Origin of the sequence: Streptomyces sp. NPDC046860, assembly GCF_040645115.1 — a bacterium.
GTDB lineage: Bacteria > Actinomycetota > Actinomycetes > Streptomycetales > Streptomycetaceae > Streptomyces.
In genome coordinates, this window is sequence record NZ_JBEYXQ010000019.1 from 72,186 (window position 1) to 98,400 (window position 26,215).

Sequence of the window (26,215 nt, forward strand, 5' to 3'; positions counted from 1 at the left end):
TTCACCGGCTCGTCGCAAGCGCATCGCCCGTGGCGGCCCGGCGGGAGCGGTGCGAGCGCCCCGAAATCCGCGGCCCGGCGGTGCAACCAAACGGGGAGGTCAGGGGTCTCACGCCTGTGCGGCTCCGCATTGTCATGCCTGCGACCGGCGTGCTGGTGCGGCCGCCGCTCCCCCTCCCTCTCTCCAGGAGCACCATGCGCCTCAAGCAGGTCTCGCTCGCGGCGGCGATATCCGTCGTCGCGGGGCTGACCACCGCCACCGTCGGACTGACCGGTCCCGCCGCCCGGGCCGACGGCATGGGCACGGCCACGCTGCCGTTGTCGCACTACGCCCATATGGTCGTCGACAGTGATCACCAGCACCTCTTCTTCAGCCAGGGCGCCGGCACGACCGGCATCGTGGTGACCGACCTGTCCGGTGCCCCCGTCGCCACCATCGACGACGAGCAGGGCGCCGACGGCCTCGCGCTGTCCGCCGACGGCCGGACGCTGTACGCGGCCCTGACCGACGGCGACGCGATCGCCGCCATCGACACGGCGACGCTCACCGAGACTCGCCGCGTCGGCACCGGCACCGGGAGCGCCCCGGTCTCCGTCGCCGTGGCCGGCGGCAAGGTCTGGTACGGCTACACGACGGACGACGGCAAGGGCACCGTGGGCTCGGTGGACCCCTCCGCCGACGACCCCGCGCCGACCCCGCAGCCCGTCATGCCGCGTACGTCGGCCGCTCCTCTGCTCAGTACGGGCGGCGGGGTGCTCGCGGTGCAGGAGGACCTGCCCTCGATGATCCGCATCGCCACCTACGACGTCTCCTCCGGCGAGCCCTCGCTGAAGGTGGACATGGGCCTCGGCGGCGGCGCGACGGGACCCGTCCAGGTCACCGCGGACGGCACCAGGCTGCTCGTCCCGCAGTCGCCCGCCGTGTACGTCTACAGCACGGCCGACCTCAGTGCCGCCAGGCCGTACGTGTACTTCACCGGCGGGGTGGGTTCCTCCCCCGGCTCCGTCGCGCTCGACTCCGACGGCACGATGGCGCTCGGCGCCACCGCGGGCACGGGTGCGGGCGCCTACGTCTACGGGTCCGGCCAGGTCGCCGAGAACCACTTCGCCTTCCCGGCCGGCACCGTCACCCGCGACGGCCTCGCCTGGGGCGGCGACGGGCACACGCTCTACGCCGTCACCCGGAAGGACGGGACCTACTCCCTCAATGTCCTGGGCGACGCCAAGCTCACGGACACCGAGCTGTCCCTGACCGCCCCGATGCCGTACCCGATCCCCACGCAGCAGTTCACGCTGCGCGGCACGGTGGGCGGCCGCGGCATCGTGCCCGCCGGGGCCACGCTGAAGGTCACCCGTGACGGCACCGACCTGCCGGACGCCACCGTCGGCGCGGACGGCTCGTTCGCCGTCACCGACACCCGCCAGGACGAGGGCACCTACACCTACCAGGTGTCCTACGCCGGGGACGCGACGCACCGGCCCGCGACCACCTCGCTGCGGCTGGGACTGCCCCGGCTCGGAACCACTGTCCCGTACCCGGAGTTCACCTCGGCGACGCCGCACGAGGTGGCCTTCACCGGCACGGTCTCGACCGACCTGAGCCGCGGGCCCTTCGCCCAGGGCGACAGCGTCCTGGTGACCCGGACGAACGAGGACACCCACGAGTCGACGCGGCTCCCCGCCGCCCCGGTCGACCCGGCCACCGGCCGGTTCACGGTCACGGACGATCCGGGGGCGGCGGGCTGGTTCACCTACCGCCTGTCGTTCGAGGGGGATGCCACGCACCAGCCCGGCTCGAACGACGTCAGCACCGTCATCTCCCCCTACGCCCCGACCCTCACCCTCAAGGCGCCCGCGTCCGCCCCGCGCGGTGCGGCGCTGAGCTTCGGCGCCGTGCTGGGCGACGGGCCGTACGCCGGGGGCGAGACGGTCACCGTGAGCCGGACGGACGCGGCGCACTCCACGACGCCCGTGACGTGGAAGGCTCCCGTGGCGGCGAACGGCACGATCACCGTCAAGGACACCCCGTCCACCGGCGGCGCCAACACCTACACGGTCAGCTACGCGGGCGACACCGACCACCGCGCGGCCACGGCCTCCGCGGTCGTCCAGGTCTCGCGCGCCGCGACGAGCCTGTCCGTGACGGCCAACGCCTCGACCTACGCCTACGGCGCGACAGCGACCGTCACCGCCCACCTGGGCACGACGTACAACGGCCGTACGGTCTCGCTGTACGCCACACCCGTGGGCGGCAAGAAGACGCTGGTCAAGACGGGCACCGTGGACGGCAAGGGCAACCTGACGGCCACGTACAAGGTCACCACGGGCACGACGTTCACCGCGTCCTACGCGGGCGACCACCGCTACGCCCCGGCCACGGCCACCCGCGCCGTCAGCGCCCAGGCGAAGGTGGCCCAGGCCCTGAGCGGCTACTACACGACCACCACCTACAGCGGCACGACGTACCGCGTCTACCACCACACGGTACGGCCCACGGTGACGACGACCGTGTCCCCGGACAAGCCCGGCCAGTGCGTGCACTTCCAGGTCCAGCAGTACTACAGCGGCGCCTGGCACACCCTCAGCACCTCGGGCTGCTTCACCCTCGACTCCAAGAGCACCGTGGCGGCGAAGCTGAGCCTCTCCGGCGCGGTGAACCAGAAGTTCCGGGTGCGCTCGGAGTACGTCCACGGCACGAAGGACACCGCCAGCCTGAGCACGTGGGGCGGGTGGCAGTACCTGACGGTCAGGACCTGAGCGCCCGGGTCCAGGGGGGGTTGGACCGGCGTCCTGAACCGCGGCGACGCCGGCCCGGACATCCATGAACTGGGTGTCCGGACCGGCGTCGTCCATGAGGATCAGTTGCCGGTGCGCCTGCGCTTGATGCGGAACAGGATGGTGCCCGCTGCCAGGAGGGCCGCGGTGATGCCGGCCAGGGTCAGTGCCTGGGTGCCGGTGTCGGCCATGCTGCCGCTCTGGTCACCGGCGGCGGGGGGCGGGTTGTGGCCCCCGTTGCCGGACGGGGCCGGGGCCGGGGTGCGGCTGGGTGCCGGGGTGCTCGGGGCCGGGGTGGGCTTGCCGGTGGGGCTGTGGGACGGGGTGGGCTTCGGCGAGGAGGTGGGGGTGCCGCCGCCTCGGCGGCCGCTGTTGTCGCCGCCCATCACCGTGGTGCCGGTGGCCTGGTAGCCGAGGGCCTCGTTGCGTGAACCCTTGGTCACCGAGGGCAGGTTGGGCTTCTCGGCCACGAAGCGGGCCTTGCTCACCTTCTGCTGCGGCTGCTTGGTGAGGTCCACTCCGCCGACGGTGTAGACCCAGACCTGTCCGTCGACCGGGATCTCGTACTTGAAGTCGCCCTCCGTGAAGGAGCGCTTCATCTCCCGCCAGACGGTCTTCTTGTCCCAGTCGGCGTTCTTGCCGCGCAGCGGCCAGCGGGTGACCCGGTCACTGTTGATGATCTTGCTGAAGGAGCCGCCGAACGCCTTGGGGTCGGCCGCGACGGTCTGGCGGACGTACTCGGCGGCGACGCGGGCCTTGTAGACGCGGCGCAGATCGGCGTACTTGGGAGCCTCGTTGACCTGCTTCTGGACCACCGGCAGCAGGGTCTGCCGGTAGACGTCCATGTTGTGCTCGGTCTGCTCCTTGGTCAGGGTGCACGGCATGCCGCCACCCGGTCCGGGGGTGCTGTAGTCCTGGGCGACCGTCTTGACCTCCAGCGGCGCGTCCAGGATGTAGGCGCCGTCCGTCTCGATGCGGACCTGGGCCTTCATGGGGACGATCCAGTTGCGGGTGGAGCCCATGCAGGGCTTGCCGTCGACCCGTGTGATGCCGTCCCAGAACTTCTTCCCGGCCTCCGTCTTGGGGTCCTCGGCGCGGCCGAAGTCGCGCTTCATCTCCATGTCGGCCTCGAGCAGGACCCGTCCGGCGTCGGTCTTGTCGAACGGCGCCTTCATGATGGTGTCCGGGTCGTCGGGGTTCAGGTTGACCCAGAAGTGGTCCGGCGTGAGGGCGAGCCAGGTGAAGAAGGCGTCCGAGATGAGCTGAGCCCGCTCCTTGCCGCCGTAGCCGGGCGCGGCCTCCTCGTCGGCGTTCTTGGCGCTGAAGGCGTAGGAGAGGTTCCCGGTGTCCGTCTGCCCGATGTAGGAGATGTCGAGGGTGGAGAAGTCGACACCGCCGGGGGCGCGCAGGCTGTTGCCGGGCTGGCTGACCAGTCCGCGGGCCCGCTCGATCTGGCGGCGGGCGTCCTCGGGGGTCGCGGCGGACCTGCGGGCCATGTCGGCGCCGGAGCCGAAGGAGGGCCGGTTGGGGTCGGGCGTCATCAGCTGGGTGTTGCGCGGCGTGTACGTCCCCACGCTGAACCGGGGGTTCGGCGTGGCGGCGTGCCGGTAGTACTTCACCTTGGCGGCGTCGTACTTCTGCACCGTCTTGGCGTCGGGCTCCTGGCCGTTGATGTAGACGACCTTCCAGCCCCGGCGCACGAGTTCGGCGTCGATCTTGAGCTGGCGGGCGTCGTAGCCGACGCCGGACTTGATCTCGTAGACGGTGCGGGTGCGCTGGTTGACGGCGTCGAAGACCCGGCCGTCCTTCATCACGTCCTTGCCCAGGGCCCGTTCGAGCTCCTTGTGCAGGCCGGGGTTGAGGTCGCGGAGGTTCTTCTGGCAGATCCAGTCGACGCCGCCGAGGTCGAGGTACTTCACGACCTCGGACTCGAAGGCGTTGCCGCGCTTGTTGTTGCCCTCGTTGCGGGAGTAGACGTTGTTGAGCCACTCGTTGAAGGAGCCCGTGTACGGCTTGCTGCCGGCCTGCTTCTCCTTCCAGGTCGCCACGGCGTTCTCCGCGCTGCCCCACGGGTAGTTCTTGGGGCTGTCGCCCTCGGGCAGATCGATGAGACCGGGGTCGGTGAGCGCTTCGAAGCCCTTGGCGAGATTGTCGTAGGAGTAGAAGCGGTCCTCGGCGTTGGGTGTCTTCCACTGGTTCGGCCCGGCCGGCTTGTAGCCGGGCAGTCTGTACGTGGGCGGCGGTGTCGGGCTGGTGCCGTACTTGTCCATGCAGCGGCCCAGCATCGGCTTGGGCGGCGCGGCGTCGGCGTCACCGTTCAGGCCGGGCAGCGGACCGGCGGCCAGCAGGGTCGCGCCGAGCACGACGGCCGCGGTGCGCGGCCAGGCCCGGCCGCGTACCCGTATCGCAGAATCCATGGTGTGTCCCTCGAAAGGGGGCGCTGATACGAGCCCCTCCGGGCCCGCGGTCGGCGGGCGCGAAGGGGCGAGGTGAAGTCGAACGGGCGGTGGCAGGCCCCCGTCGTCGCCACCGTCCCGCCGGGCACCCTAGCCCTGACGCGTCGTCACGCACAGCGGGAGCACAGGCGTGTCGCACAACAACCACACCATCTTCAAGGGCAGTTGGCACCTCGGACCCCGCGCGCCCTAGGCTTTTCGGCCATGACCCCGACTCCCGCCTCTCCCACCCGTGAAGAGCTCCTCGGCCGGTGGCTGGACGACATGCAGGTCCTGGCGGCACGGCTCGAACAGGTCCATCTGCCGGACGGTTTTCCCTTCGACTACAGCCCCGCGTCGCTGCCCGCGCTGGAGGCGGCGCTGCTCGACGCCGGTTCCGACGCCGGCTTCCGGCGCGCCGCGCTCCCCTACCTCGGCGAAGTCCTCATGGACGTGTGCGGGGGCCGTTGGGACATCGACCCCGGCGCCGAGGGCCCCGACGGTGATCCCCTGGTCCGCCCCGATCCCGCCCTGGAACTGCCCGCGCTGTCCGTGGCCACTCTCGTCGACGTCGCGCTCGCCGAGCGGTCCGGCGAGGTCTTCGAGCGCGAGTACGGCGTGCTCGCCGAGGCGGTGGACGGGCTGCGCCGGAGCCGTCCTGACTGGCAGCCGGTGAAGGAGCACTCGCCCCTGGACCCGATCGGGCCTCAGCCGGTCCCTGACCTGCTACGGCGCTGGCTCCTCGACCGGGAGGCCGCGCACGCGGCCTGGGTCCGGGGCATGAGCGGGGCCGGGCAGGCGGGCGAGGCCGGGGAGTGGGACTTCTCCCCGGCGAGTCTGGACGCGTTGGAGCGGCAGGTCCGGGCCCGCTACCGCACTCTGGCCGATTTCGACGCCGACCGGGAGGGGCCGTTCCTGCGCAACGCCGCCTGGTATCTGGGGGAGGTCGTCCGTCTGCACCGTGACAGCGTCTGGGTGTACTGGACGGTCGATCCCCAGGCGCCGCCCGGCAGTCACCATCACCCTGACAACCCCTGGTCCGGCATTCCCTTCACCCACCAGCCGCACCGGCGGCGGGCGAGGCCCTGCGACCCGTTCGACGCGCTGCGCGGACTCATCAGGTACGCCACCGGATACCGCCTCGGCCGGATCGTCGGCGACATCCCGGCCTGAGGGCCGAAGGCCGGGCGGGTCAGGACTCGGTGCGGACCGGTGCCGGACCCGCCCGGCGAAGGGACGTTCACGGTGTCAGGTCAGCACTTCTCGCGCAGGGAGTGCAGGTAGGCGCTGGAGCGGCGGGCGAAGCCGAGCGAGTCGGCGGGGTTGTCGTGCTCGGCCTGCCAGTGGTGCGCCTGGCGGCCGCCGCGCAGGTGGGTGACGGTGGAGATGAAGCGCTGGTAGTCGATGTCGCCGTCGCCGACGTCCGTCATGCGGTAGCCGAACTCGTTCGTGGGGTCGCTCACGCCGTCCTTGACGTGGAAGAGGGGGTAACGGTGGGGGGCGGCCAGGACGTAGTCGAGGGGGTCGAAGGGGGCCGGGGTGCCGTCGGGGCGCTTGGAGAAGCGGAACTGGCCGGCGTAGGCCCAGTAGATGTCCATCTCCAGGTGGACGAGGCCGGGGTCGGTCTCGGCCAGCAGGACGTCGTAGAGGCGGACCCGGGGGTTGTCGCTCGCGAAGGCGAACTCGTCGGAGTGGTTGTGCTGGTAGAACTTCATGCCCCGGGCCCTGGCGGCCGCGCCGTAGGTGTTGAACTCCTGCGCGGCGCGCTTCCAGGCGTCGACGGTCGAGCCGTAGCGGAAGGGTCCGGAGGCCGTGCCGATGTGCTTCAGGCCGAGGGCCTGGGCGTCGTCGAGGACCCGGTCGAGGTTCTGGGCGAAGGTGTAGGCGTTCGGGTCGTCGGAGTAGTAGCCGACGTGGCTGCCGATCGGGTTCAGGCCGTGGTCCCTGGCCAGGCGCCTGAGGGCGGCCAGGGTGATGGGGCCCGCCGATCCCTGGGTGTACCCGGCGAACTCGATCTCGTCGTAGCCGTACTTCTCCAGCTCGGCGAAGACGGGGGCGAAGCCGAGGGTGGAGACCTTGTCGCGCAGGCTGTAGAGCTGTATGCCCAGGCGGCCGGGGGGCAGGACGGGGCGGCCACGGCCGGCGGTGGAGGCCGCGGGGGCGGTCGTGGCGGCCGAGGCGGGAGCGGCGGCGCCCAACAGCGCGGCGGCCGTGGCGCCCGCGGCGACGCCCAGCATGCCCCTTCTGCTGAGGCGGTGGGTGAGTTCGGGGTCATTGCGCGAAATGCGGCTCATGCGGGGAACTCCAGGGTGTGGGAGGGCGTTGTCAGTGGTGAGTGCTTCACTGGGAACCAGCCGCAGCCAAGGGGTGCGGTGAGGGCTCGTCAGGTGAGGCCGGCGAGCCGGAGCAGGAGTGATTTCACATCGGTGGCCGCGAGGCGGTCGCCGACGGCACGGGGGGTGGAGCAGATGAGGAGCGGACCGTCGTCGTCGCTCGCGGGAAGGCGTCCGTGGCTGCCCCGGATAGGTGACGGGTCCAGGGGCACGACCGCCATGCGGTAGCGCAGGCCGAGCTTCTTGCGGGCCAGCGCCGTCGCGGCCTTGACCTTGACGTAGGGGTCGAGGGGGTCCATGAAGAGTTCGACGGGGTCGTAGCCGGGTTTGCGGTGGATCTCGACGAGGCGTGCGAAGTCGGGTGCGCGGGCGTCGTCGAGCCAGTAGTAGTACGTGAACCAGGCGTCCGGCTCCGCCACGGCGACGAGTTCGCCCGAGCGCGGGTGGTCGAGGTGGTGGGCCTTCTTGCCCTCGTCGTCCAGGAGCTGGGCGAGGCCGGGCAGGCCGGTGAGGGCGGCCCGGGTGGCGTCGAGGTCCTCGGGGCGCCGGACGTAGACATGGGCGATCTGGTGGTCGGCGACCGCGAAGGCCCGCGAGACCATCGGGTCCAGATACTCCATGCCGTCCTGCTCATGGACCTCCAGCAGCCCGGCGCGGCGCAGGGCCCGGTTGATGTCGACGGGGCGGTCGGCGCGCGTGATGCCGTACTCGGACAGCACGACGACGGTGCGGCCCTCGGTGCGGGCGTCGTCCAGGAGGGGGGCGAGTGCGGCGTCCAGCTCGGCGGCCGCGCTGAGGGAGCGCGGGTCGTCGGGGCCGTAGCGCTGGAGGTCGTAGTCGAGGTGAGGGAGGTAGCAGAGGGTCAGGTCGGGACGGCGGGTGCGCTGGATGTGGCGGGTCGCCTCGATGATCCAGCGGCTGGAGGCGAGGCCCGCGCCCGGGCCCCAGAACTGGAAGAGGGGGAAGGTGCCGAACTTCGCGGTGAGTTCGTCGTGCAGCTCGGGAGGGCGGGTGTAGCAGTCGGGTTCCTTGCGGCCGTCGGCGTAGTAGACGGGGCGGGGGGTGACGGTGAAGTCGGTGGCGGCGCCCATGGCGTACCACCAGCAGATGTTGGCGACCGTGTAGCCGGGGTGGGCGCGGCGTGCGGCGTCCCAGAGCTTGTCCCCGGCGACGAGGCCGTTGTGCTGGCGCCACAGCAGGACGTCGCCCAGCTCGCGGAAGTACCAGCCGTTGCCGACGATGCCGTGTTCGGAGGGCATCGTGCCGGTCAGGAACGTGGACTGGGCCGCGCAGGTCACGGCGGGCAGGACGGTGCCGAGGTGGGCCCGCGATCCCTGGCCGGCGAGGGCACGGAGGCGGGGCATGTGCGCGAGGAGGTGTGGGGTGAGACCGACGACGTCCATGACGAGCAGCGGCACGGGACAGGCGGGGGCGGACGGCGACGGGGACATGGACGGCGCCGGGTCCGGCGTTCGGCCGGTCATGGCAGCTCCTTCAGGCCGAGGTCGGTGAGGAGGTCGCGGGCGAGGGCGAGTTCGGCGGCGATGCCGTCGGTGAGCTGGGCGCGGGTGCGGGGTCTCAGCTCGGCGGGGAGGGCGTGCCAGGTGTAGGTCTCGACCTCGAGGTGCCGGGTGAGCGGGTGCGGGCCGCCGACGAGCCGGGTCAGGGCGGTGGCGAGGACGGGGAGGGTGGAGGTGAGGGGCGCGGCGGGGGCCGCGTGCAGGGGGACGTGGACGTGGGTGCGCCACGGCGCGCTGTCGGGCAGGGACCGGTCCTGGAGGGCGTCGCCGAGGTCGTCGGCGCCGTGGCGGCCGGTGGCGGTGAGGGTGCGGGTCTGGTGCAGGAACCGGGGTTCGGCGAAGGCGGCGAGAGCCTCGCGGACGTCCGGGCGGTGGGGGTGCTCGGCGTGCAGGGCGGCGGAGAGCTGGGATTTGACGACGGGGACACCCGCCTCGGCGAGGGCGTCCAGGGCGGTGTGCGGATCTTCGAAGGAGGTGGCGAGGTGGCAGGTGTCGACGCAGATGCCGATGCGGGGGTGGGCGATGTCGGTGAGGGGGGTGAGGGCGTCGGCGGTGGTCTCGACGACGCATCCGGGTTCGGGTTCGAGGCCGACGCGGAGGGAGCGGCCGGTCAGGTCGGCCAGGGCGTCGAGGCGTTCGCCGAGGGTGCGCAGGGCGGTGCGGGCCGTCCGCATGCGGTCCGGTGTGGCGACGGTGCGCCAGGCGAGCGGCAGGGTGGAGATGCTGCCCTCGTGGATGTCGTCGGGCAGCAGGCCGGCGAGGATGCGGGCGAGCGCGGTGGTGTGCCGCAGCCGTTCCGGATCGGCCCAGTCCGGCTTGTAGACGCGGTACTTGACCTGCTGGGAGCCGAATCCCTCGTAGGGGAAGCCGTTGAGGGTGACGACCTCCAGGCCGCGCCGGTCGAGTTCGCCGCGCAGCGCGGCGAGGGCGCCGGGGTCGCTCTCCAGGGCCAGGGCGGCGTCCTTGGCGAGCCAGAGTCCGATGCCGAGGCGGTCGCGGCCCAGGCGGCGGCGGACGGGTTCGCAGTGGTCGCGCAGCTGGGCGACGACGGCGTCGAGGGTCTCGGCCGGATGGACGTTGGTGCAGTAGGCGAGGTGGACGAGGGAGCCGTCGGGGTGGCGGAAGCGCACGGGTCACTCCTGTCCGGCCGGTACGGCGTCGGGGGCGGTGTCCTTGGGGGCGCCGCGGAGGATGGAGTTGCCCTCGTGGGTGGCGTCGGTCGCGGCGACGTCGAGTTCCAGGCGTCCGCTGAGGCCGTAGAAGGCGACGGGGTTGCGCCACAGGACGCGGTCGACGTCGTCCTCGGTGAATCCCCCGGCCAGCATCAGGTCGGCCACCTTGCGGGTCTTGAGGGGGTCGCTTCTGCCCCAGTCGGCGGCGGAGTTGACGAGGACCTGCTCGGGGCCGTACGCGCGCAGGACGGCGACCATGCGTTCCTCGTCCATCTTGGTGTCGGGATAGACGGAGAAGCCGAGCCAGCAGCCGCTGTCCTTGGCCTCTTTGACGGTGGTCTCGTTGAGGTGGTCGAGCAGGACGTGTTCCGGGGCGAGCGCGGACTCACCGACGGCGTCGAGGGTGCGGCGCAGCCCGGCGGCCTTGTCGCGGTGGGGGGTGTGGACGAGGGCGGGCAGGCCGTGGTCGGCGGCGAGCTGGAGCTGGGCGGCGAGCGCGGTGTCCTCGGCCGGTGTCATCGAGTCGTAGCCGATCTCGCCGACGGCGACGACCCGGTCCTTGACGAGATAGCGGGGCAGTTCGTCCAGGACGGGGGTGCAGCGGGGGTCGTTGGCCTCCTTGGGGTTCAGGGCGATCGTGCAGTGGTGGGCGATGCCGTACTGGGCGGCGCGGAAGGGCTCCCAGCCCAGGAGGGAGTCGAAGTAGTCGAGGAAGGAGGCGGTGGAGGTGCGGGGCTGGCCGAGCCAGAAGGCGGGCTCGACGACGGCGCGGACACCCGCCGCACGCATGGCCTCGTAGTCGTCGGTGGTGCGCGAGGACATGTGGATGTGGGGGTCGAAGAGGCGCATCAGGACTCCTTGCCGTGGGGGGCGTCCTCGTGGGCGGTGTGCGGCGGCGCGGCCGGTTCGGTCAGGGCGAGCACGCGGCGCAGGTCCTCGGGTACGGGGCGGCCCGCGGCGGTGCGCTCGGCGGCGAAGTCGGCCAGCATGCGGGCGAGTTCGGCGTCGCCCCGGGCGCGATCGGCGAGCCGGTCGATGCGTGCGACGGGCACGCCGGTGAACAGGCACTTCAGGACCGCGTGCCGCCACAGGTGCGGTGCCAGATGGCGGGCGGTGTAGGGGCCGACGGCGGCCGCGAGGAGCCGGGTGTCGTTGGTGCGCAGGGCGTCCTCGACGAGGGGGAGGGCGTCGGGTCCCGGTACGAGGCCGGGCAGGGCGTGCAGGACGGCGCGGCGTTCGTCGGCGGTGCCCCGGTGGTAGACGCGGGCGAGGTCGGCCGGGGTGGCGCGTGCCGCGCGCAGGATGAGGGCGCGGGCGGCGTCGGCGTGGGCGGTGCCGCAGCGGCGGCCGGCTTCGGCGAGGCGTAACTCCCATGCGGGCGTGCCGTTCTGAGAGCCTGCGGTGTCTCCGGCTTCGGTCAGGGCGCGGTCCAGCCAGTCGCGGGCGGGGGGTGTGAGGCGGGTGCGCAGGTCGTCCGGCACGGGTGGGGGAGCTTCGCCGGGAGGGGTGTCGCCGGGTGCCTCGGTGGGGTGCGGGCGGGTCATGCGCTGCTCCCTTCGGTGGGTGTGCGGGGCGCCGCCGCTCTGAGGAAGGGCAGGGAGGTCTCGGCGAAGTGGGGCCCCGCGTGGGAGTGGCGGGGCAGTTCGACGACGGTGAGTCCCTGGTAGCCGGTGTCCGCCAGGGCGGCCAGGACGGCGGGGAAGTCGATGTCGCCGTCTCCGAGGGGCAGGTGTTCGTGCCGTCCTCGGCGCATGTCCTCGAGCTGGACGTGCCGCAGCCAGGGCGCGGCGGCGCGGACGCAGTCGGCGGGCGGAAGGGGTTCGAGGCACTCGCAGTGGCCGATGTCCAGGGTGAGCCCCAGGTGGGCGGGGTCACCGAGGGCGTGGCGCAGGCGGTGGAAGCCGGCGAGGTCGCCGAGGAGGTGGCCGGGTTCGGGTTCGACGGCCAGGGGGATGCCGGCGGCGTCGGCGGCTTCGAGGACCGGGGTGAGGGTCCCGGCCAGCCGGTCCCAGGCCGTCCCGGGGTCCGTGCCGGGCGGGAGGGTGCCGCTGAAGCAGTGGACGGCGTGGGCGCCGAGCTCGGTGGCGACGTGCACGGCCCGGATCAGCAGGTCGGCGCGGCGGGCCCGGTCGGCGGGGTCGGGGTCGAGGAGGGAGGGGCCGTGTTTGCGGCGCGGGTCGAGGACGTAGCGGGCTCCGGTCTCCACGGTGACCTGGAGGCCGAGCGCGGTCAGCCGGCGGGCCACCCGCCGGGTACGGGCGGCGAGATCGGGGGCCAGCGGGTCGAGGTGCATGTGGTCGAGGGTCAGGCCCACGCCGTCGTAGCCGAGGTCGGCGAGCAGGGCCAGGGCGTCGTCCAGGCGGAGGTCGGCCAGGCCGTTGGTGCCGTACCCGAAGCGGAGGGTGGCGGGGGCGGGTGCGGCCGGGGCGGGGCCGGTGGTGAGGGGTGCGGTCCTGGGCGTCATGTCACGCTCACCTTCTTCGCGAACCGTGCGGCCAGCGGGGACAGGGCCGCGGTGGCGAGCGCGCTGACCGGGGCGCCTGAGCGGGCGCAGAGCGCGGCCTGGAGCGGGATGGTGGCGCGGATGCCGCCGCCGACGGCTCTCTGGGTGAGCGGGGGTGACGGGTTGAGGGCGGCGTGGAAGTAGGGGCGGGCGGCGGTGGCGGCGTAGGCGAGGGCGCCGGCCACGCGCAGGGCAGGTCCGAGGGTCCCGGTGGGCGTCGCCGTGCCGGGCGGGGTCGTGCCGGGCGGGGTCCGGGTCAGGAGGCGGGTGAGGGCGCCGGTGGTGGCGAGGGCGGTCAGGGGGGTGAGGGGTGCGCCGCCCTGGGTCTCGTGGCGGGAGACGGTGGTGAGGGCGAGGGTGTGGGTGCCGAGGAGTGCGGCGGAGGGGAGGGCGGGCCGGACCCGGCCCGCCGTGGCGGCGGCGCCGAGCAGGAGGTCCAGCGCCCGGGCGGCCGCCATGGCGACAGGACCGGCCGGGGTGCGTTTGAGGCCCAGGTCGTACGCCCAGACGGTCGCGGCCAGGGGTGCGGCGACGGCGAGCGCGGGGCGGCCGGCCCTCGCGGCGAGCGCGAGGCCGGTGGCGGTCAGGGCGCAGGCCGCGGTGAGCGCGGCGGCGGGGCGGACCCGGCCGGAGGGCACGGGGCGGTGGGGGCGTTCGAGGGCGTCCTCGGCGCGGTCGGCCCAGTCGTTGAGGGCCATCCCGGCCTCGTACAGGCACAGGGAGGAGCCGATGGCGTACAGGGTGCGGGGGCCGGGGCGGCCGTGGACCGTGGCCGCCCCGGCCAGGACGTCACCGGGGACGGTGAACAGGGCGGGCAGGCGCAGCAGTTCGGCCCAGGCGCCGGCCCGGCTCGCCCCGCCCCGGCCGGAAGGGCCGCCGGGATGCGGGGGCCGGCCGGCGCACGGTCGCTCCCCCGGCACGGTCGCCGTGCCCCGGGGCGCCTTCACCGGGCCTCCGCGGCGCGGCCGCCGGTGCGGAAGCGGGCGGCGAGTCCGGTCAGGGCCGCGTACTGCCCGCTCAGGGAGGACGGGCCGTCGCCCAGCGGGTCCTTGAAGTAGAAGCCCAGGTCGGTGAGCGGGCCGGACAGGCCCGCCTCGCGGGCGCGCAGGGTCAGCCGGGCCAGGTCGAGCACCAGGGGGGCGGCGAGCGCCGAGTCGCAGCCCTGCCAGATGGTCTGGAGGATCATGCGGGTGCCGAGGAAGCCGTCGAAGGCGATGTGGTCCCAGGCGGTCTTCCAGTCGCCGAGGGCGGGTACGTCGTCGATGTGCACCTCGCCCTGCACCGGCGCGCCGAGGGTGTCGGCCAGGACCCGTTCCTTGCCCGCGTTCTTGGCGGCGGCCGCGGCGGGGTCGGCCAGGGCGGCGCCGTCGCCGCCGCCCAGCAGGTTGGTGCCCGACCAGGCCCGTACCGCGAGGGCGCGCTGCGCGAACATCGGGCCGAGCACCGAGCGCAGGAGGGTCTGGCCGGTCTTGCCGTCCCGGCCGGCGTACGGGAGTCCGCTGCGGGCCGCCGCCGTCGCCAGGGCGGGGTGGTGGAGGCCGGTGGACGGGGTGAAGTTGACGTAGGGGCAGCCGGCGCGCAGGGCCGCCGCCGCGTACAGGGAGCTGGGCGGGAGGGTTTCGCCGTCGGCGGCGGGTTCGGTGGAGGCCACGTTGACGACCACCGTCCCGGCCGGGGCGCGGCGGGCGGTGAAGTCGCGGATGTCGGCGGCGAACGCCTCGATCAGTCCGTCCTCGTCACGGTCGTCGTGCGGGAGCGGGCCGCCGGGGGCGATCTCGTCGTCGGCGGCGGCGAGTTCGGCGGCCACGGCGCCGGGGAGACCGTGCGGCAGGACGCCGCCCGCGACGAGTTCCTCGGCCCGTTTCGGCAGCGGGCAGTCCAGCGTGTCGTGGCCGCCGAAGACCAGGGAGGACAGGCCGGGCAGGCCGCAGTCGGCGAAGAGGGGAGTCTCCGTGAGCATTCCGGTGGGCGGGTGCAGCCCGGCGGACATCGCGGCGCAGCCCGCGACCACGGTGGTCGCCACCGAGCCTCGGGCGCCGATGAGCCACACGCCGGCGGGACGGGACGTAGACATGCTCGGCCTCCTTGTGGACGTACGCGTCACGGATGGGCACCTGGCCGCGGGCGGGCCGCCGCCGGGGAGACGGCGGGCGGGAGTACGGCGTCTCCCGCCCGCCGCCGCTTCAGCGTCCGCTCACCGGCAGTTCCCTGATGCGGACGTCACGGAAGGACACCAGGTCGCCGTCCCCGTGGTTCTGGATGCCGATGTGGCCGTCGCGCAGGCTGCGGGCGGGGTCGGTGTTGGTGAAGTCGTTGACCGGGACGCCGTTGAGCCAGATGCGCAGGCGTTCGCCCTCCACGCGGATCTCGTAGGTGTTCCACTCCCCCGGCGGGTTCAGCGCGCGGTCGCGGGCGGCCAGGTCGGCGGACTGGAAGCCGTACACGGAGCCGGTGGTCTTCTCCGGTACGTCGGTGGCGTCGATCTGGACCTCGTAGCCGTTGTCCACGGCCGACCAGGGGTCGTCCGAGGGCGGGAAGCCGACGAACACGCCCGAGTTGCCGTCCCCGGTGATCTTCCAGTCGAGCTTCAGGGAGTACGAGGAGAGACCGGAGGCGGCGTACCAGAGCAGGCCCATGCCGCCCGACGAGGTCAGCGTCCCGTCGTCGGCGAGGGTGAAGGAGCCGGGCCCCGCCTGCCGCCAGCCCTCCAGGGAGGCGGCGCTGCCGTCGAAGAGGGGGCGGTAGCCGTTCTCCGGGCGGCAGTCGGCCTGGACGGCGCCGGTCGCCCAGCGCAGGCCGCCCAGCAGGTGGGCCCGGAAGGCGGGGTCGGCGAAGGACTCCCTGGTGTGACCGCCGCCGGTGTAGAAGGCGCGGCCGCCCTGGTACTCCTGGCACCAGGCGATCGGGTGGTCGCCGTTCATGGTGCCGCCGGAGTAGGTGCTCTCGTCCAGCGAGGCCAGGACGTGGACGCGGTCGCGCGGGCTGGAGCGGTAGTTGTACCACTCGTCGGTGCGCTCCCACCGGTCGGGCAGGCCGGCGGTGGCGGGGTGGGCGTGGTCCTCGGCCACGACCGTGGCGGGCTGGACGGCCGGGTGCGAGGCGAAGTACGCCCCGGCGAGACCGCCGTAGAACGGCCAGTCGTACTCGGTGTCGGCGGCCGCGTGGACGCCGATGTAGCCGCCGCCCTGGCGGATGTAGCCCTCGAAGGCGCGCTGCTGGGCGGGGTTCAGGACGTCGCCGGTGGTGGAGAGGAAGACGACGGCGTCGTAGCGGCGCAGGTTGCGGGTGGTGAAGGCGCCCGCGTCCTCGGTGGCGTCGACCGTGAGGCCGTCGGTGCCGCCGAGCTGGCGGACGGCGGCGATGCCGTCCGCGATGGAGTCGTGGCGGAATCCGGCGGTCTTGGAGAAGACCAGGACCCGTCCGGTGGCCGCGGGCCCGGCGGTGGGCTTAGCGGTGGCCGGGCCGGTGGCGCAGCCGAGCAGCAGCGCGGCCGCCACCGCCGTGGTGGTGAGCAGGCGTGTGGTGCGCATGGGGGTGCCCTCCGCTCAGCCGGTGGTGAAGGTGAAGTCGTCCAGGTCGAACAGGGCGCGGGTGGCGCCGCCCCTGAACAGCAGGTGGAGCGTGGTGGTGGTCTTGGGGGCGCCGGACAGGACGGCGCTGACGTCCTGGAAGGTGTCCCAGCCGCCGGTCACCGGCACGGTGGCCTTGCCGAGGAGGGGACCGGTGGGCGATCCGGAGCGGATCTCCAGGGTGCCGCCGATGCCTCCGGAGGAGACGCGCGCGGTGATCTTCTTGGCGTTGCCGAGCGCGTAGGGGGTGAAGGCGATCCAGTCGCCGTTGTGGATGTCGCCGACGGTCTTGCCGCCGTGGGCGGTGTCCTTGGACTGCGGGGTGACGCCGGAGGAGGAGGTGTAGTGCTCGGCCTGGCGGTGGCGGGGCTGGGTGACGTTCTGGTCGTGGGAGGTGAGCGGGGCCTGGCCGCCGCCTCCGTTGTCGGTGTACTCGGCGTCGAACACGCCGAAGATGTCCTCGTTCTCGTCGTGTCCGCCGTCGGCGCTGGTCTGGATGGTGCCGGAGCAGCCCTTGGCGGAGGTCAGCGGGTGGCCGTGGGTGTCGTGGCCGAGGATGAAGTGGACGGTGACCTTGGAGCAGTCGATGTTCTGTCCGTCCTCGGGGTCGGTGACCCTCACCTTGAACGGGACGGCGTCACCGAAGCTGAACAACTGTCCGTCCTGCGGGAGTTGGAGGGTCACGGTGGGAGCGGTGTTGCCGACGACGATCCGGACGCCGGCGCTGCCGGTGCGGCCGGAGGGGTCCTTGGCGGTCAGGGTGGCGGTGTAGGTGCCGTTCTGCCGGTAGGTGTGGGTGGGGTTCGCGGCGGTGGAGGTGGAGCCGTCGCCGAAGTCCCATCGGTAGGTGAGGGCGTCGCCGTCCTGGTCGGTGCTGCCCGCGGAGGAGAAGCGGACCTTGAGCGCGGCCTGCCCGGACGTCTTGTCGGCGGCGGCCACGGCGACCGGGGAGTGGCCGTCGGTGGCGTTCTCGATGCGGTACAGGGCGGAGTTCTCGTCGCCGCCGAACCAGGCGGTGCCGTAGTCCAGGACGTACAGCGCGCCGTCGGGGCCGAAGGCCATGTCCATCACCTGGGTGCCGGTCCAGGGGAAGGCGTTGATCGACCGCACGGCGCCGTCCGTGCCGGTCTCGACGCGCTTGATCCAGCGGCGGCCGAACTCACCGGCGAAGAAGTTCCCGTCGTACGCCTCGGGGAACTTCACGGGCGAGTCGAGCTGGGGGTCGTAGTGGTAGACGGGTCCGCCCATCGGGGATTCGGAGCCGTCGCCCAGTTCCGGTACGGACGCGCCGTCGTAGGGCAGCCAGGCCGCCTGGGCCGGGGGCAGGTCGGTCAGGCCGGTGTTGTGGGGGGAGGTGTTCTTCGGGGCCGCGCAGTCGAAGGCCGCGCCGGAGGTCCGGGTGGCGAAGTCGAAGTCGACGTAGGCGTCGTTCTTGCCGGTGCAGTAGGGCCAGCCGAAGTTGCCGGGGCCGGTCACCCGGGCGAACTCGACCTGGCCGCCGGGGCCTCGGGCGGGGTCGGCGGTGGCGGCGTCGGGGCCGTAGTCGCCGACGTAGAGGACGCCGGTCTCCTTGTCGACACTGAAGCGGAACGGGTTGCGGAAGCCCATGGCGTAGATCTCGGGGCGGGTCTTCGCGGTGCCGGGGGCGAAGAGGTTGCCGTCGGGCACGGTGTAGGTGCCGTCGGCGTCCACCTTGATCCGGAGGATCTTGCCGCGCAGGTCGTTGGTGTTGCCGGAGGTGCGCTGGGCGTCGAAGGCGGGGTTGCGGTCGCCGCGTTCGTCGATGGGCGTGTAGCCGTCGGACTGGAAGGGGTTGGAGTCGTCGCCGGTCGACAGGTAGAGGTTGCCGTCCTTGTCGAAGTCGATGTCCCCGCCGACGTGGCAGCAGATGCCGCGCGAGGTGGGCACCTCCAGGATCTTCTTCTCGCTGGCGGTGTCCAGGGTGCCGTCGGTCCTGAGGACGAAGCGGGAGAGCCGGTTGACGCCGTCGAAGGGGGCGAAGTCGGCGGCGGTGCCGGTCTCGGGGGCGTCGCCGGAGGGGGTGTCCATCGGGGGCGCGTAGTAGAGGTAGACGAACCGGTTGTCGGTGAAGCGCGGGTCCACGCCGACGCCCTGCAGCCCCTCCTCGTCGTGGGAGTAGACGGCCAGCCTGCCCGCGGTGCGGGTGGTGCCGGCGGCGTCGGTGAGGCGGAGTTCGCCGTCCCGGGAGGTGTGCAGGACGGAGCGGTCGGGCAGGACGGCGAGGCTCATGGGCTCACCGACCTCCGCCGCGCCGCGGGCGAGGGTGACCTGCTGGAAGTCCTCGGCGGCGGCCGTGTCCTGCCGGCCGGCGGCGGCCGCGCCGGTGCCGGTGAGGGCGGGTACGGCGCCGAGGAGGAGTGCCCCGCAGGTGAGGGCGACGGCGGTGCGCAGGCGGGGCCACCGGGGGCGCGGTGGTCTGGTGGGGGTACCGGTGGGGCGGACGTTCCCGTGCACGAATGCCTCCAGAAGAAGCCAGTTGTACGGGGCGGGTGGGGTGCGCGCCGGGACGCGCCGTCGTCCCGGCGCGGGATCAGTGGCCGAAGGCCGCGTCGAACGAGGCCGACGGCGGGTCGAAGTCGTACGCCTTGAGGCGGGCCAGGGCCTCGGGGGCGCCCTGGAGCCGGTCCATGCCGGCGTCCTCCCACTCGACGGAGACCGGTCCCTGGTAGCCGATGGAGGCCAGCATCCGGAACACGTCCTCCCAGGGGACGTCGCCGTGTCCGGCCGAGACGAAGTCCCAGCCGCGGCGCGGGTCGCCCCAGGGCAGGTGGGAGCCGAGCCGGCCGTTGCGGCCGTCCAGGCGTTTGCGGGCCTCCTTGCAGTCCACGTGGTAGATCCGGTCGCGGAAGTCCCACAGGAAGCCGACGGGGTCGAGGTCCTGCCACACGAAGTGGGAGGGGTCGAAGTTGAGGCCGAACGCGGGCCGGTGTCCGATCGCTTCGAGGGCGCGGCGGGTCGTCCAGTAGTCGTAGGCGATCTCGCTGGGGTGGACCTCGTGCGCGAACCGCACGCCCTCGGCGTCGAAGACGTCCAGGATCGGGTTCCAGCGCTCGGCGAAGTCGGTGTAGCCCCGCTCGATCATCGCCTCGGGGGCGGGCGGGAACATGGCGACGAGGTGCCAGATGGCGGAGCCGGTGAACCCGATCACGGTGTCGACGCCGAAGGCGGCCGCCGCCCGGGCGGTGTCCGCGATCTCGGCGGCGGCCCGCCGGCGTACGCCCTCGGCGTCGCCGTCGCCCCAGATCCGGGCGGGCAGGATCGCCTGGTGGCGTTCGTCGATGATGGCGTCGCACACCGCCTGGCCGACCAGGTGGTTGGAGACCGCCCAGCACTTCAGGCCGTACTTGTCGAGCAGGGCGTGCCGGGAGGCGAGGTAGCCGGGGTCCGCGAGCGCCTTGTCGACCTCGAAATGATCGCCCCAGCAGGCGAGTTCGAGTCCGTCGTAGCCGAAGTCGCGGGCGAGGCGGCAGACTTCCTCCAGCGGGAGGTCGGCCCACTGGCCGGTGAACAGGGTGAAGGTGCGGGGCATCGGCCGGGGCCTCCTCAGAACGCGATCGGGGTGTAGACGGAGTTCTTCGCGGCGCTCTCCTCGACGGCGGCCAGCACGCGCTGCACCTCCAGGCCGTCGGCGAACGAGGGAACCGGGACGTGCCCCTCGGCGATGGCGTGCACGAGGTCGCGGGCCTGGTGGACGAAGGTGTGCTCGTAGCCGAGGCCGTGGCCCGGCGGCCACCAGGCGTCCAGGTAGGGGTGGTCGGGCTCGGTCACCAGGATGCGGCGGAACCCCGCGTGCGCGCCCGGCTCGGTGCCGTCGTGGAAGGAGAGCTCGTTGAGCCGCTCCAGGTCGAAGGCGAGGGAACCCCGTTCGCCGTTCAGCTCGATCCGCAGGGCGTTCTTGCGTCCGGTGGCGTACCGCGTCGCCTCGAAGGAGGCCAGCGCCCCGGAGGCGAACCGGCCCGTGAAGACGGCCGCGTCGTCCACGGTGACCTGCCCCGGACCGCCCGTGGGCAGGGGGCGCCGGCGTACGAAGGTCTCGGTGAGCGCGGAGACCCCGGCGAGCTTCTCCCCCGCCAGGTACTGGGCGACGTCGATGACATGGGCGCCCAGGTCACCGAGGGCGCCGGAGCCGGCCGCCTCCTTGCGCAGCCGCCAGGTCAGCGGGAACTCCGGGTCCACCAGCCAGTCCTGGAGATAGCTCACCCGGACGTGCCGCAGGGTCCCGAGCCGCCCCTCGGTGATCATGCGCCGGGCCTGGGCGATGGCGGGGACCCGGCGGTAGTTGAAGCCGACCATGGCCAACTGGCCGTTGGCGTACGCCTCTTCGGCGGCCCGCGCCATGGCCTCCGCCTCCTCGACGGTGTTGGCGAGCGGCTTCTCGCACAACACGTGTTTGCCGGCCGCCAGGGCGGCGAGCGCGATCTCGGCATGGCTGTCGCCGGGTGTGCAGATGTCGACGAGGTCGACGTCGTCGCGGGCGATCAGCGCACGCCAGTCGGTCTCGGTGGAGGACCAGCCGTGCCGGTCGGCCGCGGCGCGCACGGCCGGTCCGTCCCGGCCGCACAGCACGGACAGGACGGGTTGGCGCGGCAGGTCGAAGACCCGGCCCGCCGTGCGCCAACCCTGGGAGTGGGCGGCGCCCATGAAGGCGTACCCGACCATCCCGACGCGCAACGGCGGCCTGCTCCCGGGGCCCGGACGGGCGCCGTCGGCGCCGGGGTGCCCGGGCTGCTCCCCTGCTGAACTCTGCGGCTGTGCCATGCGGTGGGTCCTCTCCTCGTCCTGGTACGGGGCGGTGCCGCCCGGGTGGGGCGGGGGCCCGTCACCGGAAGCCGGTGGGCATGTACCGGGCGACGTTGTCCTTGTCGACCACGGCGGAGTAGAGCGTGACGGACGCCGGGATCTCGTACTCGGCCATGCCGCCCACGCCCTTGCCCTGGCCGAGGGCGCGGGCGAGGTCGATGGCGGAGGCGGACATGGTGGGCGGGTACAGGACGGTCGCCTTCAGCACGCCGTCGTCCCGCTGGATGGCCTGGAACGCGGAGAGCGCCCCGGCGCCGCCGACCATGAGGAAGCCGTCACGGCCCGCCTGCTCCACCGCGCGCAGCGCGCCCACGCCCTGGTCGTCGTCGTGGTTCCACAGGGCGTCGAACTTCTTCTGCGCCTGGAGGAGCTGAGCCATCTTGGCCTGGCCGGACTCGACGGTGAAGTCGGCCGCCTGGCGGGCCACCTTGCGGATGTTGGGGTAGTTCCTGAGGGCGTCGTCGAAGCCCTTGGTGCGCTGCTTGGTCAGCTCCAGGTTGTCGAGGCCGGCCAGCTCGACGACCCGGGCGTCCGGGGTGTCCTTGAGCTTCTCGCCGATGTAGTGCCCGGCGTTGAGGCCCATGCCGTAGTTGTCGCCGCCGATCCAGCAGCGGTACGCCTGCGGGGTGTTGAAGACACGGTCGAGGTTGACGACCGGGATGCCCGCGCGCATCGCCTTCAGGCCGACCTGGGTGAGGGCCTTGCCGTCGGCGGGCAGCACCACCAGGACGTCGACCTTCTTGTTGATGAGGGTCTCGATCTGCCCGATCTGCGCGGCAGTGTCGTTGGAGCCCTCGGTGATCTCCAGGGTGACGTCGGAGTAGGTGCGGGCGCGGCGCTTGGCGTTGTCGTTGATGGCGTTGAGCCAGCCGTGGTCGGCCTGGGGGCCGGCGAAGCCGATGGTGACGTGCTTGCCGGGCTTGTCGTCGGCGGGCCGGTCCTCGGCGCCCGTCTTCTCGTCCTTCGGCTCGTTGCTCGTGCATCCGGCGAGGAAGGCCCCGGCGCCGACGGCGGCGGTCCCGAAGAGCAGTCCTCTGCGGCTGGTGTGCGATGTCGGTGCGGTGGGTCGCATGGCGGTGAACCCTTTCCTCAGGAGGTGCTCGCGGTACGGCGCTGGACCAGCACGGCGGCGACGATGATCGCGCCCTTGGCGATCTGCTGGACGTCGCTCTGCAGGTTGTTCAGGGCGAAGATGTCGGTGATCGTGGTGAAGATCAGCACACCCAGCACCGAGCCGGTGATGGTGCCCCGGCCGCCGCTGAGCAGGGTGCCGCCGATGATCGCGGCGGCGATGGCGTCGAGTTCGTAGAGGTTGCCGTTGGTGTTCTGGCCCGATCCGGCCAGGATGATCAGGAGGAAGGCCGCGATGCCGCAGCACAGTCCGGAGAGCAGGTAGAGGTAGAGGCGCTGGCGGCGTACGTCGATGCCGGCGAGGCGGGCCGCCTCCGCGTTGCCTCCGACAGCGACCGTGCGGCGGCCGAAGGTGGTGCGGTTCAGCACGAGCCAGCCGATGACGGTGACGACGGCGAAGACCAGGACCAGCGGCGGGATGCCGAGGACGTAGGCGTCGCGCTCGCCGAGGCTCAGCACGGAGTCGACGGAGACGATCTGGGTGCGTCCGTCGGTGATCTGGAGGGCGAGTCCGCGCGCCGAGGCGAGCATGGCGAGGGTGGCGATGAACGGGACCATGCCTCCGTAGGCGACGAGGAGGCCGTTGACCAGTCCGCAGCCCACGCCGACGGCGACCGCCGTGAAGAGGATGCCGGCGAAGCCGTACTCCTGGGTCGCCACCGTGGTCGCCCACACCGAGGCGAGGGCGACGATCGCGCCGACGGAGAGGTCGATGCCGCCGGAGGTGATGACGAAGGTCATGCCGACGGTGACGACACCGATGACCGACGCCTGGGTGAGGACGAGCTGGAGGTTGCGGGTGTCGAGGAACTCGTCCGGCTTGGTGATGCCGCCGATCAGGACGAGGACGGCGAGGACTCCGAGCAGGGACAGGGTGCGCACGTCGGCGCGGGCCGCGAGGATGCGCCAGGCGGGGGGCCGTGCGGCCGCGGGCGCCTTGCCGCTGTCGTACCGGGGCGGGGAGACGGGCTGCGTCATGACGCCGGGCTTCCTTCCATGACGAGGTCGAGTACGCGGTGCTCGTCGAGTTCGCGGGCGGGCGCCTCGTGCACGACCCGGCCCTCCCTCAGCACCAGGACACGGTCGGCGAGGCCGAGCACCTCGGGCACCTCGCTGGAGACCAGCAGCACGGCGAGGCCCTCGTCGGCGAGGCGGCGCACCACGGCGTACAGCTCGGCGCGGGCGCCGACGTCGACACCGCGGGTCGGCTCGTCGAGCAGCAGCACCCGGCAGCCGCGCAGCAGCCAGCGGGCCAGGACGGCCTTCTGCTGGTTGCCGCCGGAGAGGGTGCGGACGGGCACGGACGGGTTGTCCGGGCGCAGGGAGAGGTCGCGGGTGGCGGCGCGCGCGGCGCCCAGTTCGGCGCCCCGGTCGATCCACCCCGCGCGGGCGAAGCGGGCCAGGGAGGACACCGAGACGTTGCGGGTGACGGACTCCAGCATGAGCAGCGCCTGCGCCTTGCGTTCCTCGGGGGCCAGCCCGATCCCGGCGCGGACGGCGGCGCGTACGCTGCCGGGGCGGACGGGGCGGCCGTCGACGAGGACGTGTCCGGTGTCGGGCCTGCGGGCGCCGTAGACCGTCTCCAGGATCTCGGAGCGTCCGGAGCCGACGAGTCCGGCGATCCCGACGATCTCGCCGGGCCGCACCACGAGGTCGAGCGGGGCGAACTCCCCGCCGCGAGCGAGTCCCCTGACCTCCAGCACCGGTTCCTCGGAAGCCGGTCGGGCAGGCCGCTCGGGGAAGACGTACTCGACGTCGCGGCCCGTCATCAGGGTGACGACCTCGCGGGTCGGGGTGGTCTTCGCGGGCAGGCCGCGTGCCACCGCCCGGCCGTCCTTGAGCACGGTCACGCGGTCGCCGATGCGGCGGATCTCGTCCAGCCGGTGGGAGATGTAGACGACCGCGACTCCCTCGGCGGTGAGCCCGGTGACCACGCGGAAGAGGTTGTCGACCTCGTCGGGGTCGAGCGCGGCCGAGGGCTCGTCCATCACGATGAGCCGTACGTCATGGGACAACGCCCGTGCCATGGAGACGATCTGCTGCTGCGCCGCGGACAACTCCCCCACCAGGCGGCCCGGCTGGATCTCGGTGTGGCCGAGCCGGCGCAGCAGCGCGGCCGTCGAGTCGCGTGCCGTCCGCCGCCGCAGGACGAACCCGGCCCTGGTGGGCTCGTGGCCGAGGTGGATGTTCTCGGCGACCGACAGGTGCTCCACCAGGTCGAGTTCCTGGTAGATGGTGGCGATCCCGAGGCGCATGGCGGCCATGGGCGAGCGGAGGGTGACGGGTTCGCCGCGCCACTGGACGGTGCCGGTGTCGGGCTGGTGGGCGCCGGCCAGGACCTTGATGAGGGTGGACTTGCCCGCGCCGTTCTGGCCGAGCAGGCAGTGGACCTCGCCCTCCTGGACGTCGAGGTCGACACCGTCGAGTGCCCGGACGCCGGGGAACGCCTTGGTGATGCCGGTCATGCTGAGCAGTGGTGGTTCTGGTGCCATGTGTGTTCCCCTCGGCGGGCGTGCGGGCCTGTTTCAGGGCGGTACGCCGACGGGGTCGGGCGGACCTGGGCAGAGCAGAGCGGTGCGGTGGCGCTGTTTCCTGCGGCCGTCCGGCGGGTGGTGCCTTACGGCGTGGTCACGCTGGGGAGAACAGGTGGTCGCTGATGAGGCGGGCGCCGCCGATGACTCCGGCGTTCTGGCCCAGCTCGCCCAGCACGATGGGGAGGTTGCCGGTCGCCAGGGGCAGCGACTGGCGGTAGACCTGGGTGCGGATCGCGGCGAGCAGGGTGTGGCCGAGGCCGGTCACCCCGCCGCCGATGACCACGAGACCGGGGTTGAAGAAGCTGACCAGGCCCGCGATGACCTGGCCGGTACGCGTGCCGCCCTCACGGATGAGGTCGAGCGAGACGGTGTCCCCCGCGGCGGCCGCGGCGGCGATGTCGACGGCGCTCAGCGTGCCGTGCCGCTCCAGGCGGGAGGCGAGTTCGGCCGAGAGTCCCTGGCCGGCCGCCTCCAGGGCGTCGCGGGCAAGCGCGGCGCCGCTGAAGTGGGCCTCCAGGCAGCCCCGGTTGCCGCAGGCGCAGGCCCGGCCGTCGGGCACGGCCTGGATGTGCCCGATGTCGCCCGCGCTGCCGGTGGACCCCCGGTAGACCTGGCCGCCGACGACGATGCCGCAGCCGATGCCGGTGCCGATCTTGACGCAGAGGAAGTCGCCGACGGAGCGGGCGACCCCGGCGTGCTGCTCCCCCAGCGCCATCAGGTTGACGTCGTTGTCGACCATGACCGGGCAGCCGAGTTCCTGGCTGAGCGCCTCCCGCACGGGGAAGCCGTCCCAGCCCGGCATGATCGGCGGCGCTACCGGCACGCCTTCCGGGAAGCGGACGGGGCCCGGGACACCGATGCCGGCGCCGTCGAAGCCTTCCGCCAGCCCGGAGGAGCGGAGCTTGGCCGCCATCGCCAGGACGTGTTCGAAGACCGCGACCGGTCCCTCGCGCACGTCCAGGGGCTCGTTGACGTGGCCCAGCACTTCCAGTTCCGCGTTGGTGACGGCGACGTCGACCGAGGTGGCGCCGATGTCGATGCCGAGGAAGCGCAGGTTGGGGGCGAGCCGCAGATTGTGGGAGCGGCGTCCGCCGCGCGAGGCGGCGAGGCCGTCGGCCACGATCAGCCCCGTCTGCAGGAGGCGGTCCACCTCGACGGCCAGCTTGGAGCGGGAGAGGTCGACCCGGTCGCCGAGCTGGGCACGGGAGTTGGGTCCCTCGTCGCGCAACAGGCGCAGCAGGCGGGCCTGGTGGGCGTTGGCGGGTCGTGCCGTCATGCGTCTCACGAGTCCCTCCCCGCCTCGGTGCAGGCCGTCCGTCGCGTTCGTCCGGGGGGAACGTAGCAGCGGCTGCCGGGACTGGGAAGAAGTAGCGCGGGAATTCGTACCCACTTTCTCCACTCACAGGACAAAGGTCGGGGGCGG

Annotated in this window: 19 protein-coding genes; 2 read left to right on the forward strand and 17 right to left on the reverse strand. The window is 72.9% G+C overall.

The features are described 5' to 3' along the window. The first annotated feature begins 194 nt into the window (after nt 1–194). Nucleotides 195–2,756: a hypothetical protein gene (locus ABZ898_RS24170; RefSeq protein ID WP_361662533.1), complete on the forward strand. Its 2,562-nt coding sequence runs from the start codon at nt 195–197 to the stop codon at nt 2,754–2,756. Between the two features lie 101 nt (nt 2,757–2,857). Here ABZ898_RS24170 and ABZ898_RS24175 read toward each other — a convergent pair whose 3' ends face one another. After that, nucleotides 2,858–5,191: an LPXTG cell wall anchor domain-containing protein gene (locus tag ABZ898_RS24175; RefSeq protein ID WP_361662536.1), complete on the reverse strand. Its 2,334-nt coding sequence runs from the start codon at nt 5,189–5,191 to the stop codon at nt 2,858–2,860. Between the two features lie 243 nt (nt 5,192–5,434). Here ABZ898_RS24175 and ABZ898_RS24180 point away from each other — a divergent pair, with 243 nt between their 5' ends. Beyond that, a complete protein-coding gene (locus tag ABZ898_RS24180) occupies nt 5,435–6,382 on the forward strand; it encodes a hypothetical protein (RefSeq protein WP_361662539.1) in 948 nt (315 codons plus the stop codon). Between the two features lie 80 nt (nt 6,383–6,462). Here ABZ898_RS24180 and ABZ898_RS24185 read toward each other — a convergent pair whose 3' ends face one another. The 16 genes from ABZ898_RS24185 to ABZ898_RS24260 form a co-directional block, all read right to left on the reverse strand. Further along, nucleotides 6,463–7,503 (reverse strand): sugar phosphate isomerase/epimerase, encoded by a 1,041-nt coding sequence (locus ABZ898_RS24185; protein WP_361662542.1) that lies wholly within the window; start codon nt 7,501–7,503, stop codon nt 6,463–6,465. 89 nt (nt 7,504–7,592) lie between these two features. Continuing rightward, entirely contained in the window at nt 7,593–8,993 is a 1,401-nt protein-coding gene (locus ABZ898_RS24190) for a nucleotide pyrophosphatase/phosphodiesterase family protein (protein ID WP_361662648.1), read from the reverse strand. A 29-nt stretch (nt 8,994–9,022) separates the two neighbouring features. After that, a complete protein-coding gene (gene eboE, locus ABZ898_RS24195) occupies nt 9,023–10,192 on the reverse strand; it encodes a metabolite traffic protein EboE (protein WP_361662545.1) in 1,170 nt (389 codons plus the stop codon). Nucleotides 10,193–10,195: 3 nt separating this feature from the next. Then, complete coding sequence (locus ABZ898_RS24200) at nt 10,196–11,083, reverse strand: TatD family hydrolase (protein ID WP_361662548.1); 888 nt, start codon at nt 11,081–11,083, stop codon at nt 10,196–10,198. Beyond that, nucleotides 11,083–11,778, reverse strand: a complete 696-nt coding sequence (locus ABZ898_RS24205) for an EboA domain-containing protein (protein ID WP_361662551.1) — start codon at nt 11,776–11,778, stop codon at nt 11,083–11,085. The genes ABZ898_RS24200 and ABZ898_RS24205 overlap by 1 nt, the downstream gene beginning before the upstream one ends. Beyond that, nucleotides 11,775–12,698, reverse strand: coding sequence for a sugar phosphate isomerase/epimerase family protein (locus ABZ898_RS24210; RefSeq protein ID WP_361662554.1), 924 nt, complete (start codon nt 12,696–12,698; stop codon nt 11,775–11,777). Before ABZ898_RS24210 ends, ABZ898_RS24205 begins: the two co-directional genes overlap by 4 nt. Continuing rightward, the gene (locus ABZ898_RS24215; RefSeq protein WP_361662651.1) at nt 12,695–13,564 is read right to left on the reverse strand and encodes an SCO3242 family prenyltransferase; all 870 of its coding nucleotides are present in this window, start codon (nt 13,562–13,564) and stop codon (nt 12,695–12,697) included. The genes ABZ898_RS24210 and ABZ898_RS24215 overlap by 4 nt, the downstream gene beginning before the upstream one ends. 116 nt (nt 13,565–13,680) lie before the next feature. Further along, complete coding sequence (locus tag ABZ898_RS24220; RefSeq protein WP_361662557.1) at nt 13,681–14,811, reverse strand: inositol-3-phosphate synthase; 1,131 nt, start codon at nt 14,809–14,811, stop codon at nt 13,681–13,683. Nucleotides 14,812–14,920: 109 nt separating this feature from the next. After that, complete coding sequence (locus tag ABZ898_RS24225; protein WP_361662560.1) at nt 14,921–16,267, reverse strand: ThuA domain-containing protein; 1,347 nt, start codon at nt 16,265–16,267, stop codon at nt 14,921–14,923. A gap of 15 nt (nt 16,268–16,282) precedes the next feature. After that, a complete protein-coding gene (locus tag ABZ898_RS24230) occupies nt 16,283–18,781 on the reverse strand; it encodes a PQQ-dependent sugar dehydrogenase (protein ID WP_361662563.1) in 2,499 nt (832 codons plus the stop codon). Nucleotides 18,782–18,857: 76 nt separating this feature from the next. After that, the gene (locus tag ABZ898_RS24235; protein ID WP_361662566.1) at nt 18,858–19,856 is read right to left on the reverse strand and encodes a sugar phosphate isomerase/epimerase family protein; all 999 of its coding nucleotides are present in this window, start codon (nt 19,854–19,856) and stop codon (nt 18,858–18,860) included. 14 nt (nt 19,857–19,870) lie between these two features. Next, nucleotides 19,871–21,085: a Gfo/Idh/MocA family oxidoreductase gene (locus ABZ898_RS24240; protein WP_361662569.1), complete on the reverse strand. Its 1,215-nt coding sequence runs from the start codon at nt 21,083–21,085 to the stop codon at nt 19,871–19,873. Between the two features lie 61 nt (nt 21,086–21,146). Further along, nucleotides 21,147–22,199: a substrate-binding domain-containing protein gene (locus ABZ898_RS24245; RefSeq protein ID WP_361662572.1), complete on the reverse strand. Its 1,053-nt coding sequence runs from the start codon at nt 22,197–22,199 to the stop codon at nt 21,147–21,149. A 17-nt stretch (nt 22,200–22,216) separates the two neighbouring features. After that, complete coding sequence (locus ABZ898_RS24250) at nt 22,217–23,236, reverse strand: ABC transporter permease (protein WP_361662575.1); 1,020 nt, start codon at nt 23,234–23,236, stop codon at nt 22,217–22,219. After that, nucleotides 23,233–24,750 carry a sugar ABC transporter ATP-binding protein gene (locus ABZ898_RS24255; RefSeq protein WP_361662578.1) on the reverse strand — a complete coding sequence of 506 codons (1,518 nt, stop codon included), beginning with the start codon at nt 24,748–24,750 and terminating at the stop codon, nt 23,233–23,235. Before ABZ898_RS24255 ends, ABZ898_RS24250 begins: the two co-directional genes overlap by 4 nt. A 136-nt stretch (nt 24,751–24,886) precedes the next feature. Then, a complete protein-coding gene (locus tag ABZ898_RS24260) occupies nt 24,887–26,068 on the reverse strand; it encodes an ROK family transcriptional regulator (protein WP_361662581.1) in 1,182 nt (393 codons plus the stop codon). Nucleotides 26,069–26,215: the final 147 nt, after the last annotated feature.

Bases quoted from the DNA above. Each gene is read 5' to 3' on its own strand.
- ABZ898_RS24170 (WP_361662533.1), top strand. From the start codon at position 195: ATGCGCCTCAAGCAGGTCTCGCTCGCGGCGGCGATATCCGTCGTCGCG.
- ABZ898_RS24175 (WP_361662536.1), bottom strand. From the start codon at position 5,191: ATGGATTCTGCGATACGGGTACGCGGCCGGGCCTGGCCGCGCACCGCG.
- ABZ898_RS24180 (WP_361662539.1), top strand. From the start codon at position 5,435: ATGACCCCGACTCCCGCCTCTCCCACCCGTGAAGAGCTCCTCGGCCGG.
- ABZ898_RS24185 (WP_361662542.1), bottom strand. From the start codon at position 7,503: ATGAGCCGCATTTCGCGCAATGACCCCGAACTCACCCACCGCCTCAGC.
- ABZ898_RS24190 (WP_361662648.1), bottom strand. From the start codon at position 8,993: ATGTCCCCGTCGCCGTCCGCCCCCGCCTGTCCCGTGCCGCTGCTCGTC.
- ABZ898_RS24200 (WP_361662548.1), bottom strand. From the start codon at position 11,083: ATGCGCCTCTTCGACCCCCACATCCACATGTCCTCGCGCACCACCGAC.
- ABZ898_RS24205 (WP_361662551.1), bottom strand. From the start codon at position 11,778: ATGACCCGCCCGCACCCCACCGAGGCACCCGGCGACACCCCTCCCGGC.
- ABZ898_RS24210 (WP_361662554.1), bottom strand. From the start codon at position 12,698: ATGACGCCCAGGACCGCACCCCTCACCACCGGCCCCGCCCCGGCCGCA.
- ABZ898_RS24220 (WP_361662557.1), bottom strand. From the start codon at position 14,811: ATGTCTACGTCCCGTCCCGCCGGCGTGTGGCTCATCGGCGCCCGAGGC.
- ABZ898_RS24225 (WP_361662560.1), bottom strand. From the start codon at position 16,267: ATGCGCACCACACGCCTGCTCACCACCACGGCGGTGGCGGCCGCGCTG.
- ABZ898_RS24235 (WP_361662566.1), bottom strand. From the start codon at position 19,856: ATGCCCCGCACCTTCACCCTGTTCACCGGCCAGTGGGCCGACCTCCCG.
- ABZ898_RS24240 (WP_361662569.1), bottom strand. From the start codon at position 21,085: ATGGCACAGCCGCAGAGTTCAGCAGGGGAGCAGCCCGGGCACCCCGGC.
- ABZ898_RS24245 (WP_361662572.1), bottom strand. From the start codon at position 22,199: ATGCGACCCACCGCACCGACATCGCACACCAGCCGCAGAGGACTGCTC.
- ABZ898_RS24250 (WP_361662575.1), bottom strand. From the start codon at position 23,236: ATGACGCAGCCCGTCTCCCCGCCCCGGTACGACAGCGGCAAGGCGCCC.
- ABZ898_RS24255 (WP_361662578.1), bottom strand. From the start codon at position 24,750: ATGGCACCAGAACCACCACTGCTCAGCATGACCGGCATCACCAAGGCG.
- ABZ898_RS24260 (WP_361662581.1), bottom strand. From the start codon at position 26,068: ATGACGGCACGACCCGCCAACGCCCACCAGGCCCGCCTGCTGCGCCTG.